Source organism: Pseudomonas sp. LS-2 (assembly GCF_003605735.1).
Taxonomy (GTDB): Bacteria; Pseudomonadota; Gammaproteobacteria; order Pseudomonadales; family Pseudomonadaceae; genus Aquipseudomonas.
In genome coordinates, this window is sequence record NZ_QXTJ01000016.1 from 98982 (window position 1) to 119937 (window position 20956).

Below are 20956 nucleotides of genomic sequence, written 5' to 3' on the forward strand. Positions count from 1 at the left end.
CCGAGGTGTCTGATTCTACTGCCGGTGCCCGGCAGATCGCGAGCAAGCTTGCTCCTACGCCCTTCGGGCAGAAGTGGACCGCCGTCAGTCCGGCGCCGCGCCGTTCGTGCCGAGGCGGGTCGTCATCAGGTTGTGTTCCCGCGCCGTTCTGGCAGAAGCGGATCGTCGTCAGCCCGGTGCCGCGCCGTTCTGGCAGAAGCGGATCGTCGTCAGTCCGGCCCGCGCCGTTGTGGCAGAAGCGAGCCTGCGGTGCGGCGCAGCTCTTCCAAGGACTGAGCCGGAGTGGCAGGCGTTGCCCCCGTTTTTGATTCTGGCCGCAGGCCGTGGGAGCTGGCTTGCCTGCGATCTGCTGCGCAGCGGTAGTAAACCCTGCTGATGCGGTGTGTCTGGTGCAACCAATGTGTCTGATTCTACTGCCGGTGCCCGGCAGATCGCGAGCAAGCTTGTTCCTACGCCCTTCGGGCAGAAGCGGACCGCCGTCAGTCCGGCCCTACGCCGTTCGTGCCGAGGCGGGTCGTCATCAGGTTGTGTTCCCGCGCCGTTCGGGCAGAAGCGGAGCGTCGTCAGGTTGTGTTCGGCGCCGTTCTGGCAGAAGCGGATCGTCGTCAGTCCGGCCCGCGCCGTTCTGGCAGAAGCGAGCGTGCGGTGCGGCAGCTCTTCTCAGGATTGAGTCGGGGTGACAGGCATTGCCCCCGTTTTTGATTCTGGCCGCAGGCCGTGGGAGCTGGCTTGCCTGCGATCTGCTGCGAAGCAGTAGTAAACCCTGCTGATGCAGTGTGTCAGGGGCAACCGAGGTGTCTGATTTTACTGCCGGTGCCCGGCAGATCGCGAGCAAGCTTGCTCCTACGCCCTTCGGGCAGAAGCGGACCGCCGTCAGTCCGGCCCCACGCCGTTCGTGCCGAGGCGGGTCGTCATCAGGTTGTGTTCCCGCGCCGTTCGGGCAGAAGCGGATCGTCGTCAGCCCGGCCCGCGCCGTTGTGGCAGAAGCGAGCGTGCGGTGCGGCAGCTCTTCTCAGGATTGAGTCGGGGTGACAGGCATTGCCCCCGTTTTTGATTCTGGCCGCAGGCCGTGGGAGCTGGCTTGCCTGCGATCTGCTGCGAAGCAGTAGTAAACCCTGCTGATGCAGTGTGTCTGGTGCAACCGAGGTGTCTGATTTTACTGCCGGTGCCCGGCAGATCGCGAGCAAGCTTGCTCCTACGCCCTTCGGGCAGAAGCGGACCGCCGTCAGTCCGGCCCCACGCCGTTCGGGCAGAAGCGGAGGGTCGTCAGTCCGGCCCCACGCCGTTCGTGCCGAGGCGGGTCCTCGTCAGTCCGGCGCCGCGCCGTTCGGGCAGAATCAGAAGCGCGCTACCCTGCCTTTATCGGCAACGTGAGTTCGGCACACAACCCGCCCCCTTCACGATTGGACAGGGTCAATGTACCGCCCAGCGCCATTGCCAGTTGCTGGGAAATCGCCAGACCCAGCCCCGTCCCACCCGTGTCGCGGTTGCGCGAGCTTTCCACGCGGTAGAACGGTTTGAGCACTTCCGGCAATTCCGCTTCGGCAATCCCCGGCCCGCGATCCAGTATTTGTATCGACAGGCCCTTGTTGTCATTGGCGAGCACTTTCAGCTCCGCTGCACCGGCGAACTTCAGCGCGTTGTCGGTCAGGTTGACCAGCACTCGTCGCAGGGCGTGGGGCCGGGTGTCGATCACCGAACCGGTCTTGCCGCACAGCTGCACCTGCTTGTTCATGTCCTGATAGTCGAACACCAGGCTGTCGAGGAACGAGTCCAGATCCACGCGTTTGGGCGCCTCGGTCGAAGTGTCCATGCTGCGCGCGTAGGCCACGCCTTCCTGCACCAGATGCTGCATCTCGCTGAGGTCGTTCCACAGCTTGTCCTTCTCGACGCCCTCGTCCATGAACTCGGCGCGCAGTTTCATGCGGGTGATTGGGGTTTGCAGGTCGTGTGAAATCGCCGCAAGAAGCTGCATACGCTCTTTCACGTAGGCCGCGATGCGTTGCTGCATGGTGTTGAAGGCGACGGCCGCATAGGCGACTTCTGTCGGGCCGGTTTCATCAAGCCGAATGCCTTCGCCGTTCGGGTCCAGGTTGTCCACGGCGTGGGACAGTCGGGTCAGCGGGCGAATCGCGGTCCTGACGGCCAGCCAGGTGCAGGTCACCAGCAATACCAGCTGCACGATCAACAGCAGCGGCAGCCAGGGCGACAGCGGGGTGATCGCCGGGCGCACGTCGATGGTCAGCGGGTTGCCGTCACTCAGCGTCAAATGCGCCTGATAGTGCGGGCGCACGTCGGGGATAGTGTTGAAGCTCAGTTCATATTCGCGGCCCAAAGTGGCCTGCATCGAGCGCACCGAAACGGGGGCCTTGCTCATGTCCATGGGCGTGCCCGGCTGACCGGTCCCCAGCATGTAGCGGTAATTGGGGTGCTCGAAGCGCGGCAGCCACGCCGCGCGCTCATTGGCGGGCAGGCGTTCCAGCACCGCGACGGTGGTCGTCAGGTCCTGTTCCAGGTTGCCCAGCATCAGCGTCATCGCGCTTTGATAGCGCTCATAGAACTGCAGCCCGAAAGACAGACCATGGGCCAGCACCAGACTGATCAGAAAGATCAACGACAGCCGAGACGTCAGCGTCCGTGGCCATCCGAATCTTGGCTTCATGCGTCGTCCCCGAGGATTTCCACCGCGTAGGTGAACACGTAACCCTCGCTGCGCACGGTCTTGATGTACGCCGGATCGCGGGCATCGTCCTGCAGGCGCTGGCGCAGGCGGCTCACCAGCAGATCGATGGAGCGATCGAACAGATCGGCGTCACGGCCCTGCGTCAGGTTCAGCAACTGATCGCGACTCAACACGCGCTGTGGATGATCGAGGAAGGTGCGCAGCAGGCGATATTCCGCGCCGCTGAGGGTGACGATCGTGCCCTCGGCGTCCAGCAGGTGGCGCGCGGTGGTGTCCAGTTTCCATTTGCCGAAGGCCAGCAGGCGGCCGGCTTCACTGACGATCAGGTTCGGTGGCAGCATTCGGGTGCGGCGCAACACGGCATTGATCCGCGCCAGCAGTTCGCGGGCAACGAAGGGTTTGACCAGATAATCGTCAGCACCCATTTCCAGGCCGATGATGCGGTCGGTTTCATCGCTGCGGGCGGTGAGCATCAGCACCGGGGTGGTCTTGTGTTTGCCAGTGCGCAGTTCGCGGCACAGCAGCAGGCCATCGTCGCCGGGCATCATGATGTCGAGCACGATCAGGTCCACCGGCGTCGATTCCAGAAACGAACGCATTTGCCTGCCGTCGGCGCCCACGGTGGTGCGCAGGCCGTTTTTCTTCAGGTAGTTGCCCACCAGTTCCCGGATCTCGCGAGCGGCCGCGACGATCAGAATGTGGTCGACGTGCTCCATTGCTTCAACTCCCCGAATTCATTGACGTGTGGCGCATCTTAACCAGCCGCGCACGGCTTGCCTGCCACCCTTTGTATTGCACTGTATCTGGCATCGCAACGCATACACGCGGATGCAAAAAGCGGATTTTCCAGCGCGAATGTATCGCTGTGTATCCAGGCAGCGCTATGACACTTAATGATTACTTTCCGCCGTTTCGCGACACATCCGGGATACCTCAGGGGCATTCAATGGGACCCATCGAGACAACACGCACCGCCTCGAACCCAATCAACGATTCAACCCTTGAACACTGAAAGCCTCGCATCCTGGAGAACATCATGAACGCAAAGAAAATCGCCCTCGCCACTCTGTTTGCCGCTCTGAGCTTCGGTGCCCTGTCTGCTCAGGCCCAGGACAGCGTCCCGGCGCACAACTACATGTACGGCGAGCACCTGGACATCGCCCGGGCCCTGTCCACCGAAGTCGATGCGACGCCGACCTGCGGCGTGGTCGGCACTCACCTGAACTACGTGGACTCCCACGGCGACAAGCAGACCCTGAACTACCGCACCATCGCCCAGAACTGCGCCGGGGACAACTGATCCCGCCAGCACCCGGCCACTTGAGCCTGCAAAGTCTGAACTCAGTAAAGCCCTGTTTTGACCACCCTTGAGGAATTCGCCATGAAACACTTCAAAACCAGCCTGACCGCCCTTGCTTTTGCTTTCGCCGGGTTCGCCGTCCACGCCAACGCTGCTGCCCAGAAAAGCTGCGCCGAGGACAGCCATTGCTTCCAGCTGGCGCCCAAAGTGGCCGAAAACGGCTCCGAGAAAACCCCGCTGGGAATGTGGATCGAGAGCCGTGGCGAGCTAGTGGCTGAAGGTGGCTCCGAGCACACAGCGATAGGCAAATGGAATCAGGCGTGAGGCATTGGGCTTGCACCGTGCACGTCTCTATAGCATCACGGCTTGCCGGCGGCAGGGCTTTTGAGATCGCCACCGCCGGCAAGCCGGACTGCTGCAGGGACGGGAGCGACTCAGGAGGTATGGCGCAGTTTGTGTGTGTTTGGCATATCATCACGTGCCGCCCCTTCCGCGCCGTCGCGTTCATCAGGACGATTTTCCCGCAATGAGTTCACCCGATTCCTTCGCTCCGCCGCCCTCGCTGTTCCTGCCCCTGACCGAAGAGGTCGCCGGGGCGCTGGCCGCTGGCGAGTCGCTGGACGACTTTCTGAGCGAGGCGACCCGGCCGCAACTCGCCGCGTTGATGCTGTTGCTCAATCTCAAGTCCCTGGTGGCGCAGAACACGGCCATCGAAAAACTGGAGCGAATGCTCGACGACGTCATGCGCGCTGCCTTGTCGGTGGAGGAGGGCGGCGGGGCGTTCGGCGATCTGGTGCGCCTGCGTTTCAACGCCGATAACCTGGCCGACAGCCTGAGCGTTCTGGAAGTGGCCGGTATTGCCCTGCTGGAAAGTCATGAAGTCGAGGACCGGGAATACCTCGACGAAGACGGGCATTGGGACTTCGGATTTGGCAAACGTCAGCGTCAGAAGCTGGAGCCGCTGACCCGCGAGATCGTGCTACCGACTGGCGATGTCCTGCGCCTGAGCGATCAGCAAAGCCGGATTTTCGATGAGTTCCAGGTGTGCAAGGACGAGTCGTTCCACTTGCAGGCCTACGCCGGAGTGGGCAAAACCTTCCTGCTGACCAAGTTCTTCGAAGTGCTGGACCCGGAAAAAACCCTGCTGATGGCAACGTTTCCCGCGCAGGTCATGGCATTGCAGGATCGCATCCGCCACGCCAACCCCAGCGGCCGACTCAACGCCTGCACGTTCGCCCACATGGCCAACCTGCTGCTCAACCGCGACCTGACTTCCCGAGGCTGGCGCAACAGCGACATGCAGCGCACCAGTGCCAGTTCTTTGGTGTCCGATCAGCAAGTGGCGCAGTGGCTGAACCTGCCAGCGGTGGGCACGTTGCAGCCCCGCGACGTGGCGCGAGTCTGTCGCACCACCGTTCACAGCTACTGCCTGTCGCCGCTGGCGACCATCGAGCCGCGCCACCTGCCGTCGCTGGGCCATGCCGCGAGCCAGGCCGACATCGCCATGCTGCTGGAATACAGTCGCCTGTTATGGCGGGAAACAGTCAGGCCATCGGCGCCGCACATTCGTCTGCCGATTCGCAACAGCCAACGCATCAAGTTTCTGTCGCTGACCTCGGAGGTCATTCCCGAGAACTACAGCCACATCATCATCGACGAGAGCCACGAGTTGACGGCACCCATGGTGCAGATTCTCGACCGCAGCCCGCAGGCAGTGATCACCCTGGGCGACGAATTCCAGCAACTGAGCGGCAAGGCCCCGCGTCATGGCGGGTTCATTCGCCAACGCTTCATGACCCAGTCGATCCGGGCCGGCAAACAGATGGCCGAAGTGCTCGATCCGCTGATTCAACTGCACCCCAGCGACATCAAGGAAGGCTTCGTCGGTCGTGCGCCTCATCCGACCCGAATCATTGGCCACAGCGTCATGCCGATTCCGGAAAAGCCCACCACGATTCTGGTTGCCAATGAATGGGGCCTGTTCGCCTGGTTCAGACGCCTGACCGAAGCCGGGGCCCGTTTCAGTCTGCCGCCAAGAACGCTGGAACACCTGACACTGTTCGTCAAAGGCCTGGACCAGCTGTACCGCGAGGATCACAGGCCGCAGCACCGTCTGATCTTCCGCTTTGCCTATTGGGACGCGCTGGCTTCGGCCATGGGCGCGAGCCACGAATTCAAGGCCGTTCATGAGTGGCTGGGGCAGGGCAATACGCTGCAGGACTTCGTCGAGACCGCGCAGCGTTTCTGCAGCGACCCTGCCGCCATCATCAAACTGGCGAAAGTCGAAGACGTGAAGAACCAGGAGTTCGATTCCGTGCTGCTGTCGCGCGATCTCATGCGCCCACCTCGCGAAGGGTCGACGCACTCGCTGGCCAGCGTCTGTTCGCTGCTGTACACCGCCAGCTCCCGTGCGCGCCATGAGCTGCTGTTGCCAGGCAACATGAACGACTGGCTGCAGGACCTCGGTCGTCGATAAACGCCGTCAGGCCTAGCGCTTCACCTTTTTGGGCGGCAACGGCAAGGGCGCGAACAGTGCTTCGATGTCGTCGTCCTGCAGTTTCCAGTCACCGGACGTCCGGCCGTCCAGTACGCCGGAGGCCAACGCGGATTTCTCCTGCTGCAAGTGCTGGATCTTCTCCTCCACCGTACCGCGAGCGATCAGCTTGTAGACGAATACCGGCTTTTCCTGGCCGATCCGGTAGGCGCGGTCGGTGGCCTGGTTTTCGGTGGCGGGGTTCCACCACGGGTCGTAATGAATCACCGTGTCCGCCGCCGTCAGGTTCAGACCGGTGCCGCCGGCCTTGAGGCTGATGAGGAACATCGAACGCTTGCCGCTCTGAAAGTCATGCACCGGCGTGCGTCGATCCTTGGTCCTGCCGGTCAGCAAGGCGTATTCGATGCCGCGCTGTTGCAGCTCGACTTCGATCAGCTCCAGCATCGAGGTGAACTGCGAAAACAGCAGGATCTTGCGGTTCTCGGCCAGCAACTCTTCCAGCATGACCATCAGGCTTTGCAGTTTGGCCGAGCTGGCCTGACGACTGTTGGGCGCCACGCTGTTGACCAGTCGCAAGTCGCAGCAGACCTGACGCAGCTTGAGCAGCGCCTCCAGAATGATGATCTGACTGCGCGCCACGCCCTTGCGGGTGATTTCGTCGCGGACTTTCTTGTCCATCGCCAGGCGCATGGTTTCGTACACGTCGCGCTGGGCGTCGTTGAGTTCGACCCAGTGCACGATCTCGGTCTTGGGCGGCAGCTCGGTCGCCACCTGCTCCTTGGTCCGGCGCAGCAGGAACGGTTTGATACGCGCGTTCAGATGCTGCAAGCGCGCTTCGTCGCCGAGTTTCTCGATGGGCGTGCGGTAGTTGCTGTTGAACTGCTTGGCATCACCCAGCCAGCCAGGCATCAGGAAATGGAACAGCGACCACAGTTCACCCAGATGGTTTTCCAGCGGCGTGCCGCTCAGGCACAGCCGCTGCCGCGCGTTGAGCTGGCGTGCGGCCTGGGCGGCCTTGCTGGTGGGGTTTTTGATGTACTGCGCTTCGTCGAGCACCAGCACATGCAGCAACTGTTTGCTGAGCAGTTCCACATCCCGTGGCAACAGGGCGTAGGTGGTGAGGATCAGGTCGTAGTCTTCCAGACGTTCGTATTCCTGATGCCGGTTGGCGCCGTACAGCGCCAGCACGTTCAGCTGCGGCGTGAAGTGCCGGGCTTCGTCCATCCAGTTGGGAATCAGGCTGGTGGGCATCACCGCCAGCGCGGGCCGATCCAGGCGTCCGGCCTGTTTTTCCACCAACAGATGCGCCAGGGTTTGCAGGGTCTTGCCCAGGCCCATGTCATCGGCCAGCACGCCGCCGACTTCCAGCTCCCGCAGCGCCTGCATCCAGCTCAGGCCCTCCAGCTGATACGGCCGCAGTTTGGCATTGAGGCCCTTGGGCACCTTGACCGTGGCGTTCTTGATATTTACCAGACGCTCGGAGAACTGCCGCAAACGGTCGCCGCCTTGCCACACCAGCGGCATGTCGTCGAGCTGCTTGAGGCGGGTGGCGTCGGCGGTGTTCAGGCGGATGGCGTTATTGCCCTCTTCACGCCAGTAGAAATCGCCGAGGGTCGCCAGCACCGTTTTCAACCGGCCATAGGGCAGGGCAACCTGAATCGGGACGCCGCCGCGCTGGGTAAAATGGTTGAGTTGCACCAGCAATTGTTCGTCGTCGCGGCGCTTGGCGATGCCCGCCAGGGTCATCAATTCCGGGTGGGTGCGCAGCAAGTTGATCAGAATCGGCAGCAGGCTCAGGCGCTCGCCATTGACGATGATGCCCAGCTCCAGATCGAACCAGTCGCGCTCCGGCTCCTCATCGACCACGGCGTACCAGTCGTCCACCGGGGTGACGTCGAAGCCGAAATCGTCGAGCATCTCGACCTGCCACCCCTGCTCGCGCAAGGGTGGCAGGTCGTCGAGCATGAAGCTCAACCAGGCCTTGTCGTTCGGCAGTTCGAACATTTCCCCGGCGCTGTCGGGTAACGCCTTGCTCTGCCGGGTGGCAATGCGAAAGCCCATCTCCTGCAGCTGTTTGCGGTACAGGGCTTCGCGGTCCAGGTGTCGGCGCAAGCGCAGGGTTTCTTCAGGCAAATGGCGCACGATGTCGCTGGAACGGCCGGGGCTGGGCATGCCTGAGGCGTAGAACTCGCCGTAACGGAAGGCCAGCGCGGCGCGGTGCTGAATGTGCCGCTGCATCTTGCCGTTGCGTGGCTCGTAGGCGCTGAACTCGAAACTGGCGAGGATCAGGCGGGGTTTGGGTTCGATATCGCTGATGATGCGCTCAGGCAAGGCTGGCTTTTCTTCGGGCTTGGGCGCGAGGGTGGTCGATTGTCGGTCCACGTTTGCCAGAAGCTCAGGCAAGGTTTCGGGATCCTGCAGGAAGAACAGCGCCGCCGCACAGTGCTTGCAGTTGTTTCTGACCGGGCAGGTGCATTTGCCGACCACGAAATTGCGTGTTCGGTCGGGGTCCTTGAACTGCAACGTCTGGGTGTAGATTTCCAGGCTCGAGCCGCGACACACGGTGCGAACCAGGTCGGGACTGACGTGTTGCAACATCACACGTTTCTGCCGCGCATAGTCGAGCCCGCGTTCCACGCTCTGGGGCTTGAACAACGGTTCCCATGGCAGGGCCAGGGCTTTTTCCAATAGGGATGACACGTCTTGCCCTGCGTCAGCGCGGTGCTTGAAGAGGAGAGACCTTGATCAACATCGCCAGACTTCCATTATCCATATAGGTCAACTCGCCGTTGCGCACTCGGGTCGCCTGACGCATGCGTTCGCTGGTGACCAGCACGCCGTGATCGTCGAGCTGATTGACCCAGAAGTTGGCGTCGATGTCCGTAAAGCGCGCCAGGCCCAGACTGACCGTGCCTTCGATGGGGAAGTGGCCGAACTGCTCCTGACCGCTGCTGATGGCGACCTTGCTCGGGGTCGCGCTGAGGTCCTGTTGCCAGGCACGATGCAGCAACACCTTGTAGCCATCGCTGGTTTCAAGCTTGTTCACCAAGGCGTCCAGCGCGGTGGTGGTCTGTTGGTCGGCGCCAAGCTGTTGGGCGCCGGCAGCCCAGTCCTCCGGTGCGGGCTGGTTGGTCGCCGCCGGTTCGCCATGCTGACGGAACAGGATCAATTCCACCTGATAAGTGCCATCGGCAAAGGCTGCAGGGGCAAACAGCACCAACAGCAGGGTGAGCGAGCGAAACAGACGCATGGTGAATCCTTAAGCCGATTTGGTGGACTGCGGGGTCAGGCGGTCGAACAGCGCTTCAATGGTGTTGAAGCGTTCTTCGGGGCGCTCCATCGGCACCGTGAACTTGAATAACGTGGCGCCTTCGAATTTGTAGCGTTTGGGTTGCCCCTGAATCAGCTTGATCAACGTCAGCGGATCTACTGGAGTATCGGCCGCAAATTCGATTCGTCCACCCTGCGGACCGGCATCGACTTTCTTGATGCCCAGTTGCTCGGCCTTGAGTTTGAGCGAAGTCATGCGCACCAGGTTCTTGGTCGGTTCCGGCAGCAGGCCGAAGCGGTCGATCATCTCCACTTGCAGGTCTTTGAGGCCTTCTTCGTCGGCGGCGTTGGCGATGCGTTTGTAGAGGATCAGGCGCGCGTGCACGTCTGGCAGGTAGTCTTCGGGAATCAGCCCCGGCACCCGCAAATTGACTTCCGGACCACCGCCCAGCGGCTGATCCAGATTTGGCTGCTCGCCCTTGCGGATCGACTTCACCGCACGTTCCAGCATTTCCATATAAAGGGTGAACCCCACGGCCTGGATCTGCCCGCTTTGGCCTTCGCCGAGCAGTTCCCCCGCGCCACGGATTTCCAGGTCGTTGGTCGCCAGCACGAAGCCCGCGCCCAGGTCCTGGGTGTTGGCGATGGCTTCCAGACGCTTCTCGGCGTCCGGTGTGATCTGCTTGCGTGGCGGCGTCAGCAGATAGGCATAAGCCTGGTGGTGACTGCGTCCGACGCGGCCGCGCAACTGGTGCAACTGAGCCAGACCGAATTTGTCTGCGCGCTCGATGATGATGGTGTTGGCGCTCGGCACGTCGATGCCGGTTTCGATGATGGTCGAGGCGATCAGCACGTTGAAGCGCTTGTGATAGAAGTCGCTCATCACCTGTTCGAGATCGCGCTCGTGCATCTGCCCGTGGCCGATGCCGATGCGCGCTTCGGGTACCAGCTCAGCAAGGTCGGCGGCGCACTTCTCGATGGTTTTCACATCGTTGTGCAGGTAGTAGACCTGACCGCCGCGCAGCAACTCACGCAGCAGCGCCTCTTTGACCGTCGGCTTGTTCTGCTCCATGACAAAGGTGCGCACCGACAGGCGACGGGCAGGCGGGGTGGCGATGATCGACAGATCACGCATGCCGGCCACGGCCATGTTCAAGGTGCGCGGGATTGGCGTGGCGGTCAGGGTCAGGATGTCGACCTCGCTGCGCAGCGCCTTGAGCTGTTCTTTCTGACGCACACCGAAGCGGTGTTCTTCGTCGATGATCACCAGCCCCAGGTTCTTGATTTTGACGTCGTCCTGCAACAGCTTGTGGGTGCCGATGACGATATCGATCTTGCCTTCGGCCAGATCGGCCACGGCGGCGTTGATCTCCTTGGCCGACTTGAAGCGGCTCATGACTTCAACGGTCACCGGCCAGTCGGCGAAGCGGTCGCGGAAGCTGTTGTAGTGTTGCTGGGCGAGCAGGGTGGTCGGTACCAGAATCGCCACCTGCTTGCCGCCATGCACCGCGATGAACGCCGCGCGCATCGCCACTTCCGTCTTGCCGAAACCGACGTCGCCGCAGACCAGACGGTCCATCGGCTTGGGTGCCAGCATGTCGTGGCGTACCGCTTCGATGGTGGTCTGCTGGTCCGGGGTTTCTTCGAACGGGAAACCGGCGCTGAAGGTTTCATAGTCCAGCTTTGGATCGGCGAACGCGTAGCCTTCGCGGGCGGCGCGGCGGGCATAGATATCGAGCAGTTCGGCGGCCACATCGCGCACTTGCTCGGCGGCCTTGCGCTTGGCTTTCTGCCAGGCTTCGGAGCCCAATCGGTGCAGTGGCGCCAGTTCGTCATCGCTGCCGGTGTAGCGGGCAATGAGGTGCAGGTTGGCGACCGGGACATACAGCTTGGCGTCCTCGGCATAGGCCAGCATCAGGAACTCGGCGGCCTGATTCTCCACCTCCAGTGTCGCCAGGCCCAGATAGCGGCCCACGCCGTGGTCGATGTGAACCACCGGCGCGCCTTCGCGCAGTTCGGCGAGGTTCTTGATGACGGCATCATTGGAGTGGCCGTCGGCGCGCTTCTCGCGGCGGCGGCGCTGCATGACCCGCTGACCGAACAGCGGACTTTCGGCGACCAGCGCCAGTGCCGGCTGCTCCAGCACCAGTCCTTCGTCCAGCGGCGCGATGGTGATCGCCAGCCGCTCTTTGCTGTCGACGAACTCCTGCCAGCTGTCGAGGGTTTTGGGGCGCAGTTTCAGACGCTCGAGCAGCTCCAGCAGGACTTCGCGGCGACCCGCGGACTCAGCGGTGAACAGCACGCGGCCGGGGAATTCGTTGAGGAAGGTCGACAGCGCCGCCAATGGCTCGTTGGCCTTGGCTTCGATGGCGAGATTGGGCAGCACCTGCGCCGGGAATCGTTCGCGACCCACGCCGGTTTCGACATCGTCCTGGCTGGTGACCACTCGCGGCCAGGTCTTCAGGCGTGCGAAGCAGTCTTCCACCGGCAGGAACAGTTCATCGGGGGGCAGCAACGGACGGTCGGGATCGACGCGACGTTCTTCATAACGGTTGCGCACGTCCTTCCAGAAGGTCTCGGCGGCCTGTTCGATGCCGGGCAAGGAGAACACTTGCGTGTCCTGCGGCAGGTAGTCGAACAGCGTCGAGGTTTCTTCGAAGAACAGCGGAATGTAGTACTCGATACCTGCGGGCGTAATCCCGCTGTTCAGGTCCTGGAAGATCGGGCTGCGGCGGAAGTCCACATCGAAGCGCTCGCGGAACCGCGCCTTGAAGCGGGTGACGGCCTCCTTCTGCAATGGGAATTCCTTGGCCGGCAACAGACGCACCGAGTCGACCTTGTCGATGGAACGCTGGGTCTCCGGTTCGAAGGTGCGCAGGGTTTCGATTTCGTCGTCGAACAGGTCGATCCGGTAGGGGAGTTTGCTGCCCATCGGGAACAGGTCGATCAGCGCGCCGCGTACCGTGAATTCACCATGCTCGTACACCGTATCGACGTATCGATAGCCGCTGGCTTCGAGCCGCGAGCGCATCAGCTCGACATCGAGCTTCTGGCCGACGTCGAGCACCAAACTGCTGCCGAGCAGGAATTTGGTCGGCGCCAGGCGGTGCAAGGCGGTTGTGATCGGCACCACCAGCACGCCATGTTCCAGCTCCGGCAACCGGTAAAGGCTGGCGATACGCTGGGAGATGATGTCCTGATGCGGCGAGAACAGATCGTAGGGCAGGGTTTCCCAGTCAGGGAAATGCAACACCGGAAGCGCAGGGGCGAAAAACTTCAGTTCCTGCTCCAGCCGCTCGGCACTTTGGCTGTCGGCGGTCAAAAGCAGGGTGAAGCGTTTCGCGGCGCTGGCGGCCTCGGCGATGGCCAGGCTTTGAGCGGCACCGGGCAGATTGCCCCAATGTTGTTTGCCTGCGGCAGCAGGAAGAATCGGTAGGCGCAGAACGGGCACGGAAGATAAAGCTCCAGGCGTTGCGGCAAAGCTGGGGATTGTAACTAAATCGGCAATCCGCTGTCAGTTTTACGCTCACGCGATTATGTAGTGCCCGTCTTGTTCAAAACAGCGGATTGCTCATAAACAAAGGCTTGGGCATAATGTAGTCCCTTTTTTCAGCCCCTACATGTGGAAGGTTCCCGTGACTCAGAAGCCCGACCAGTGTCTTGGTGAATGGATCGATCGTGAAGCCCTCGCCGAGGCGATGATCCCGCTTATCGGACAGCTATACCGCAATAACAATGTGGTGAGTTCGATCTATGGCCGCACCCTGATCAACCGTTCAGTCATCGCGATTCTCAAGGCTCACCGCTTTGCGCGTCACCGCCAGGCTGACGCAACCGAGTTGTCCGTACACGAGACTTTCCCGCTCATCAAAGCGATGAGCGAGCTCAAACTGGGCGCTGCTTCGGTGGACCTGGGCAAGCTGGCCGTCAAATACAAGGCCGAAGCCAATGGCCGTACTGCCGAGCAGTTCGTCCGCGAAGAAATGGCCGAAATCGTCGGTCAACAGAACTCCGGCGCTCGCAAGGGCACTGACGTCGTGCTGTACGGCTTCGGTCGTATCGGTCGTCTGCTGGCCCGCATCCTGATCGAAAAAACCGGTGGCGGCGACGGCCTGCGTCTGCGTGCCATCGTCGTGCGCAAAGGCGCCGAGAACGATCTGGTCAAGCGCGCCAGCCTGCTGCGTCGTGACTCGGTTCACGGCCCGTTCGACGGCACCATCACCATCGATGAAGCCAACAACACCATCAGCGCCAACGGCAACCTGATTCAGGTGATCTACGCCAAGAACCCGACCGAGGTGGATTACACCCAGTACGGTATCAAAGACGCGCTGTTGGTCGACAACACCGGTGTCTGGCGTGATGCCGACGGTCTTGGCCAGCACCTGCAGTGCCCTGGCATCGACCGCGTGGTGCTGACCGCGCCGGGCAAGGGCAAGCTGAAGAACATCGTTCACGGCATCAACCACCAGCAGATCACCGCCGATGACAAGATCATCTCGGCTGCGTCCTGCACCACCAACGCCATCGTACCGGTCCTCAAGGCCGTCAACGACAAGTTCGGTATCGTCAACGGTCACGTTGAAACGGTTCACTCGTACACCAACGACCAGAACCTGATCGACAACTTCCACAAGGGCGATCGCCGTGGCCGTAGTGCCGCGTTGAACATGGTCATCACCGAAACCGGTGCTGCCACCGCAGCTGCGAAGGCACTGCCTGAGCTGGCCGGCAAGCTGACCGGTAACGCGATCCGCGTTCCGACGCCGAACGTTTCGATGGCGATTCTGAACCTGAACCTGGGCACCGCGACCACTCGCGAAGAAATGAACGAATACCTGCGCGAAACCGCGCTGTACTCGGACCTGCACAAGCAGATCGACTTCGTGAATTCGCAGGAAGTGGTTTCGACCGACTTCGTAGGCTCGCGTCACGCGGGTGTGGTCGATGCTGAGGCGACCATCTGCATGGATAACCGCGTTGTGCTGTACGTCTGGTACGACAACGAATTCGGTTACAGCTGCCAGGTGGTTCGCGTGATGGAAGACATGGCGGGCGTCAACCCACCGGCTTTCCCGAAGTAAGATAGAGGCAGCGGCGGGCGATTTGTACACGCCGCAAGCTGAATCTCAAGAAGCGCCCCGACTGGTTCGGGGCGTTTTTTTTTGTGGTTTTCGGCTCCCTGTCCGGCCCCTCCAGCTTCTCCCACAGAGTTCGGTGTTCAACACGAAATTTGGGCACATCGCGAATCCGTAGCAGTCCGGCTTGCCGGCGGTGGCGTGTTCAAAATCGCTACCGCCGGCAAGCCGGACTGCTACAGAAAAAGCGTGCAAACCCCGCTCTTGCTTTGGCTTTTGATCTTAGCGTTGGACGTTTAACCCGCAACTGCCGCCATGCGCGCCTGACCACCTTTGCGGAACAGCACCAGTGTCGCGATCAGACCCAGAACCGCAGCGCCGCTCAGCCAGATACCCGGCGCGGCCTTGTTGTCGAGCACGTGGATCAGATAAGTACACGCCGCCGGCGTGAAACCACCAAAGGTAGCGGTCGCCAGGCTATACGCCAGAGAGAACCCGGTGGTGCGCACTTCGACCGGCATGATCTCGGTCAGCGAAACCACCATAGCGCCGTTGTACGAACCGTACAGGAACGACAACCACAGCTCGACCATCAGCAGGTTGGCGAAGCTCGGGTTGGAGGTCAGCCACGACAGGGCAGGGTAGGCCGTAACGATGGCCAGAATCGTTGCCGCCAACAACAGCGGCTTGCGACCGATCTTGTCCGACAAAGCGCCCATCACCGGCAGCCAGATGAAGTTCGAGATCCCCACGCACACCGTCACCAGCAGGCTGTCCAGGTCAGACAGGTGCAGTTCGTTCTTGCCGAAGGTCGGCGTGTACGCGGTGATCAGGTAGAACGAGACGGTGGTCATGACCACCAGCGCCATACCGGCAATCACCAGACCGAAATTCGCGCCGATGGACTTGACCACTTCGCCCAGTGTCGGACGATGTTTGCGGGCGCGGGCTTCGAACTCAGGGGTTTCTTCCAGCGAACGACGAATCACGAAGATGGCCGGAACGATCATGCAGCCGACCAGGAACGGCACGCGCCAGCCCCACTGACCCATTTCTTCGGGGCTCAGCCAGTGGTTCAGACCCACACCCAGAAGGCCTGCGAAAACCACGGCGGCTTGCTGACTGGCCGACTGCCAACTGACGAAGAAGCCTTTGCGACCCGGGGTGGAGATTTCAGCCAGATAGACCGAAACGCCGCCCAGTTCCACACCGGCCGAGAATCCTTGTAACAAACGGCCGACCAACACAAGCAGCGGCGCAGCGACGCCCAAGGTCGCATAACCCGGAACGCAGGCGATCAGGATCGTCCCCATGGCCATCATGGCGAGGGTAATGATCAGGCCTTTTTTTCGACCGTGGTGGTCGATGTAGGCACCGAGGAAGATTGCGCCCAGTGGGCGCATCAAGAAGCCGGCGCCGAAGGTTGCCAGCGAAAGCATCAGCGATGCGAATTCACTGTCGGCGGGGAAGAAGGTCTTGGCGATGGCTGTGGCGTAGAAGCCATAGACCATAAAGTCAAACATTTCAAGGAAGTTGCCGCTGACAACGCGAAATATCGCCTTGCCTTTGCCGGTGTTCGAGGCCATCTGGAATTACTCACTTAGGCTGTCTAGCTGGGGGATCCGTTGTATTTATGCGTCCTCTGCTGCGCCGTTCGAGCTTGGCCCCGCTCAGCGCAGATTTGTAACGATATGTGTAAAAGTGGCGGATAGCAATCAGAAGACCGGTGTCGAATGTCGTCGTTCACCCGCTGGGCAGCTGTGATAGAAATATTTGTATATGCCATCCAGCCAGTCGATCTGCCTTTAACTCACCAGCAATTGCCCGAACCGCCACCTATGCGGATTGGGATCTATAAAATCGCGAGTTAAAGCCACAATGAATGCAAAGTACGACGTAATCGACACATTCTCCCGCCGCCCGATGTTGTCAGCGCTTGCTCTTGACGAGCTTCGGACGTCACTTGAAACGCTATTGCCAGGCGTACCAATCAACCCTGAAATTGCGGTCGTCACTGAGGCCGCCGACGCTGCTGATCCAGCGACCGAAACGCTGTTTGGCGCTCTGCGACAGAACTTCGCCACTGGCAAAACATTACGCCCCAGCAAGGGGCGCAGCCTTCTGGTGACCGATCCGTCTGCTTCGACGCTGGTGACGTTCGATGTCGACGCCGAACAACTGGCCATCTTGATTGACAGCGTTTCCCTTGGGCTCCCCGCCAGATTCATGCAAGCGATGGTGGAGTTCTGGGATCGCCCTGGCGTTGGCGGTGCAACACCGTGGCAGGCGTTGGCAACGGCCCTCGAGCGGCAAAACCCGGTTGCAGTGCAGGGGGAGGAAAGTACTTCTGCGGACGAGATCCGTGCGCGATTCGAGCGCGATGCCTTGAACGCCCTGCAAGCCCAATTACCGCTGATTCAAGATGCAGGTGCGATGAGGCTTGATGATTTCGACGACATCGAGCGCTATCTCGCGAAGGTCACCGATATCACCCCCCTACTGGACAACCGGCACTCGGCAGGTGATGGCTCGCAGATCTCCCGTCAGGATCAACTACCGGACTGGCTGACCTGCGCGCCTTCCAGCGACCGTCTCGATTACAGCCGTCGGATTGCCGCTTTGGCCGTGACTGCAGCTCGTGCTGGCGGACACGCCTGGGACGACGATCTGCCGCCTATCGTCGAATATGCGAGGAGGGTGCTGCAGGAGGCATTGCGTGAAGATCATCCGCAAGCGACTTACCTGGTTCTGGATGATGTGACTTTACACATTGCGAAAGTCGTGGCGTCCCCGGCGCCCTCCACCGGACAGATCATCGTAACCGGCAGTGTTGAGCACATCCAGATGACGGTCGCCAACTTCGCGCTGGGGAATCTTTCAAGTCTGCCGAGCGGCACACGGAGTCTTTCTCTGCGCGATGGCGGTCCTTTGCCAGCCTGGTTTACCCCGGATTATCTGCAGCAACTCGTGACTCGCGTGGATATCGGAAGGACCTATCCTGCGCTGGTGCGGCGCTACCTGATTACCGATGCGGCGCAAGTGAAGCGGCGTCGGGCCCTATTTGCCGAGCAGCTCAAGGTGCAGCTACCCCTCAAGGCACTTGAGCAAAAGATTCGCGGCGAGGGTGGGCTGACTCAAGCGGGGTATCGGGTCGTCTGCTCGTTGCTGGAGAGAATTCCTCCAGAGGAGCAAGCCATCTTGCACCCATTGGCATGGGTCGCCCGGCCGGGAGCGGCTGCCGATGTGGTCCAGAACATGTTCGTGCTGGGGCACGCCGATACAGCGGTAGGCCCCATTGTGTTGTATCGGCCGTTCGCGCCAGTGCCTCTGACCGAATACTCCAGCTGGTCAACGCTGCGCGATGCCATCGTTCTGCCAGGCGAAGTGCAGGAGGACGTGCTGACGTGGATGACCGGGCGCGGGCGTGATCGGTACGCAAACGGCGGGTTCGAGCAGCCCCATATAAACCGTTTTGGTCTAGGGTCGGATTTCGCTGCAATCGAACAGCCCGCGCCTGCGCAACTGGTCAGGGCGACGACGGGGCAGGGTGATGTGATGACGGTGCTGTTCAACGCCAATGCCAGGGCCTTGGCGGATCTTGCAGACCAGGAGTCGGTCTCCAATGCCGAAAGTCGCTGGGCGATGTTTCAACGTGGCGGCTGGTTGGCGCTGGATACCGTGATGCCGTTCCTTTCGGGGGGCGCAGGTGCTGCGCTGTGGCTGGTGCAGTTGATGGCGGCGGTGGATCGGGTCCTCGTGGCTCAGAGCCGCAAGGCCGACCGCGAGGGGCTCGAGGCGTGGAACGAGTTGTTGCTGACCATCTCGATGATTCTCCTGCATCAGGGATTTCCTGCTCGACCGACACCGGCGCGACCTTCGCAACGACGGCCATCGTCCTCTGTTGCTGATCCGGATCCGCTGTTGGGAGAACAGTCGGAGCCGATCATCTCGCCGGGCAGTGCCGAAGAGTTTCCGCGGCTGGATTTTTCCTGGTCCAGTTCCAGTCATCGTCTGACCGAGGCGCAACGGCAGAGTCTCAAGCATTTGAAAGTGCTGCCCGAACCCCTGCTGGGCGAGCCCTCTGCAATGCCTGGAAAAGAGGGGCTGCACCCACTCGATCAGCACTGGTACGTGACGATCGACGGCGGGATTTATGAAGTCGGTTTCAGCGAGGACGAGGTTCACATCGTTGATCCGCGAGACCCGCTTTCGAGTGGGCCTCGTCTGCAGCGAACTGATCAGGGATGGGGGCTGGACCTCTCGCTTAAACTTCGCGGTGGCGGCCCCAAGCGTAATGTCCGGCAAATGGCGCTGGAGAACGCCGCGACGCTCAAGCGCGTTACCGAGCGCGATGCTGTTCTGGAACGGCAAAAGAACGCGATCTATCAGCGCTTCGCAAAGTGGGATCGGGCGATTCGGGTGGAGTCCGCACCGATACCCGCTGATCTCGTCGAGCTCGCCGAGACGGATTTGAACGAGTTGGCGCAAATTCTCGTAGAGAAGCAGCAACTGCAGGCAGCGTTGCGCCCAATTGACAGAGCGAGTGAGAAAACGATAGCCACTGATCTCCAGGATGTGAGCCGGCGGGTGTCGTTTCTTGAGGGTGTCTTGCTCGCGAAGGTGGTTAACCTGGCAAGCACTCAAATGCCTCGATTGAAGGCGGAATCCGGTGACGCGGTCACCTCGCAGAACATAGATGCTTATCTGAAACTGTTCGAGGATCTGCAATGGTTACAGAGTCGGGGCGTCCATTGGTCAAGCATCAGGGAAAACTACTGGCAACAGCTTAGGGATGTGCCCAAGTTCGGCAGGCAATTCTGGCGCGAGGAGGTACTGGAAATGCATGGAGCCAACTTGTTTACCTTTCTGGACTGGCGCATCACGCGTATGTGGTCGCTGCTGGAGCTGAGCATTTCCAGGGACGAAATGCTGTCTGGAGAAAGTCTCAAGGAACTCAAGTCGTTACGCATCGACGAAGGCCTACACGCCGCATTCACCTCCCAGGCGGAGCTTGAGAGACCCAACGATTACTCATTGGCCGAGCAGATCGGCGTGCTCGAAAGCTCGTTGCGGGAATACGAAAGGGCTAAGCTGATCGCGATCTGCGCACAGGAAAGCACTCCGCAGATGCTGAATGTCGAACAATTCGGTCGGTTTTTTGCAGAGCTCTCGTGGATTAGCGAACACGCCGAAAAGCGTTTGTCTGATTTGATTCGTGAGAGTGCCGAGCCAGCGGAGCAGCCTTGCGAATATGCGCCCAGAATCCGCCAGCCCCGTAAACGCGTGATCAAGACCCGCGCGCACCGCACGCTCGTCGGTCGCCTGCGCGAGGGGGAGGCGGACCTTCCCGGGGCGGTGGTCGAGGTCAGGCAGCAAATGACCGAAGCGGTCGTGGGCACCTATCACCTGCATGAAAACGGTGAGTGGGTGGAGGTCGCAAGGCCTTCGCGACCCAAGGCGCCGGAAAAGGTCGAGGCGCTGGCGGAGCTGAAACGCCAGGCCGCAGCAGCGCTCGAAGGGGTCGACGCCGACATCGATACGGCGCATCGGCAGTCCCGGCGGGCGAACGAACCAGCGGACATGCAGGACATTCTGGTGCAGAAGGCTGACAAGCTGACCGCCCTGGCTGGAAAGCTTGCCGTTCACAGGGGCGGTTCGAGCGATGGGGCAAGCGGCGTCCAGACGTGGGTCGACGATCTCCATGCTGCCGCTACGCGCTTGATAGACGAAGGCCGCACTCTGCGGATTTTCATGATCAAGGCGCAACCTCCCACTGCGGCACGGCTGAGCTTCCTGGCAAGTGAGAACGAAGTCGATATCGCGCGTTACGATGGGCGCAAGAACATGTCTGGCGCCAAGCGCAACGACTTTCTGCAGGAATACGTGATCCGCGACAAACATCAGCGCGTGCTGTGGTGGGCGCATTTTCACTACGCCAGTGAAGCGGCAGCAGCAGACGCATTCACGGCGGCTCATCTGAAACTGCCCGAGCAACGCTTCATAGGCTACAAAGCGCAGGTCAAGGCGGCCAAGGACAATAAGGAAGTGGTCAGCATTTACCGCAGCTACATCGGTAAGGACATCGCACAGCGGTTGTTTCTAAGCCTCGCTTGAAAGTAGGGGCCTCTCGG

Annotated in this window: 11 protein-coding genes; 5 read left to right on the forward strand and 6 right to left on the reverse strand. The window is 61.1% G+C overall.

Features of this window, described 5'->3' with window-relative positions:
- Positions 1–1348 precede the first annotated feature (1348 nt).
- A complete protein-coding gene (locus tag D3M70_RS11165) occupies positions 1349–2662 on the reverse strand; it encodes a HAMP domain-containing sensor histidine kinase (RefSeq protein ID WP_120125827.1) in 1314 nt (437 codons plus the stop codon).
- Positions 2659–3399, reverse strand: a complete 741-nt coding sequence (locus tag D3M70_RS11170) for a response regulator (RefSeq protein WP_120125828.1) — start codon at positions 3397–3399, stop codon at positions 2659–2661. Before D3M70_RS11170 ends, D3M70_RS11165 begins: the two co-directional genes overlap by 4 nt.
- A 320-nt stretch (positions 3400–3719) precedes the next feature.
- Here D3M70_RS11170 and D3M70_RS11175 point away from each other — a divergent pair, with 320 nt between their 5' ends.
- The 3 genes from D3M70_RS11175 (at position 3720) to D3M70_RS11190 (ending at position 6459) form a co-directional block, all read left to right on the forward strand.
- Positions 3720–3983, forward strand: a complete 264-nt coding sequence (locus D3M70_RS11175) for a DUF2790 domain-containing protein (protein WP_120125829.1) — start codon at positions 3720–3722, stop codon at positions 3981–3983.
- An 81-nt stretch (positions 3984–4064) separates the two neighbouring features.
- Positions 4065–4307 (forward strand): hypothetical protein, encoded by a 243-nt coding sequence (locus D3M70_RS11180; protein ID WP_120125830.1) that lies wholly within the window; start codon positions 4065–4067, stop codon positions 4305–4307.
- A gap of 202 nt (positions 4308–4509) precedes the next feature.
- On the forward strand, positions 4510–6459 hold the full coding sequence (locus D3M70_RS11190; RefSeq protein ID WP_120125832.1) for an AAA family ATPase: 1950 nt from the start codon (positions 4510–4512) through the stop codon (positions 6457–6459).
- 12 nt (positions 6460–6471) lie between these two features.
- On the opposite strand, the gene D3M70_RS11195 is transcribed toward D3M70_RS11190, so the two are convergent.
- Genes D3M70_RS11195 through mfd form a run of 3 tightly spaced genes read right to left on the reverse strand, consistent with a single transcriptional unit; the run spans position 6472 to position 13198 of the window.
- Complete coding sequence (locus D3M70_RS11195) at positions 6472–9177, reverse strand: DEAD/DEAH box helicase (protein WP_120125833.1); 2706 nt, start codon at positions 9175–9177, stop codon at positions 6472–6474.
- 13 nt (positions 9178–9190) lie between these two features.
- Positions 9191–9727 carry a CsiV family protein gene (locus tag D3M70_RS11200; RefSeq protein ID WP_120125834.1) on the reverse strand — a complete coding sequence of 179 codons (537 nt, stop codon included), beginning with the start codon at positions 9725–9727 and terminating at the stop codon, positions 9191–9193.
- 9 nt (positions 9728–9736) lie between these two features.
- A complete protein-coding gene (mfd, locus tag D3M70_RS11205; RefSeq protein WP_120125835.1) occupies positions 9737–13198 on the reverse strand; it encodes a transcription-repair coupling factor in 3462 nt (1153 codons plus the stop codon).
- A gap of 169 nt (positions 13199–13367) precedes the next feature.
- Between mfd and D3M70_RS11210 the strand changes: the two genes are divergently transcribed.
- Positions 13368–14831 (forward strand): glyceraldehyde-3-phosphate dehydrogenase, encoded by a 1464-nt coding sequence (locus tag D3M70_RS11210; RefSeq protein WP_081569016.1) that lies wholly within the window; start codon positions 13368–13370, stop codon positions 14829–14831.
- 290 nt (positions 14832–15121) lie between these two features.
- Here the strand turns inward: D3M70_RS11210 and D3M70_RS11215 are convergent, their stop codons facing one another.
- On the reverse strand, positions 15122–16411 hold the full coding sequence (locus D3M70_RS11215) for an MFS transporter (RefSeq protein ID WP_120125836.1): 1290 nt from the start codon (positions 16409–16411) through the stop codon (positions 15122–15124).
- A gap of 388 nt (positions 16412–16799) precedes the next feature.
- On the opposite strand from D3M70_RS11215, the gene D3M70_RS11220 reads away from it, so the two are divergent.
- On the forward strand, positions 16800–20939 hold the full coding sequence (locus tag D3M70_RS11220; protein WP_120125837.1) for a dermonecrotic toxin domain-containing protein: 4140 nt from the start codon (positions 16800–16802) through the stop codon (positions 20937–20939).
- Positions 20940–20956 lie beyond the last annotated feature (17 nt).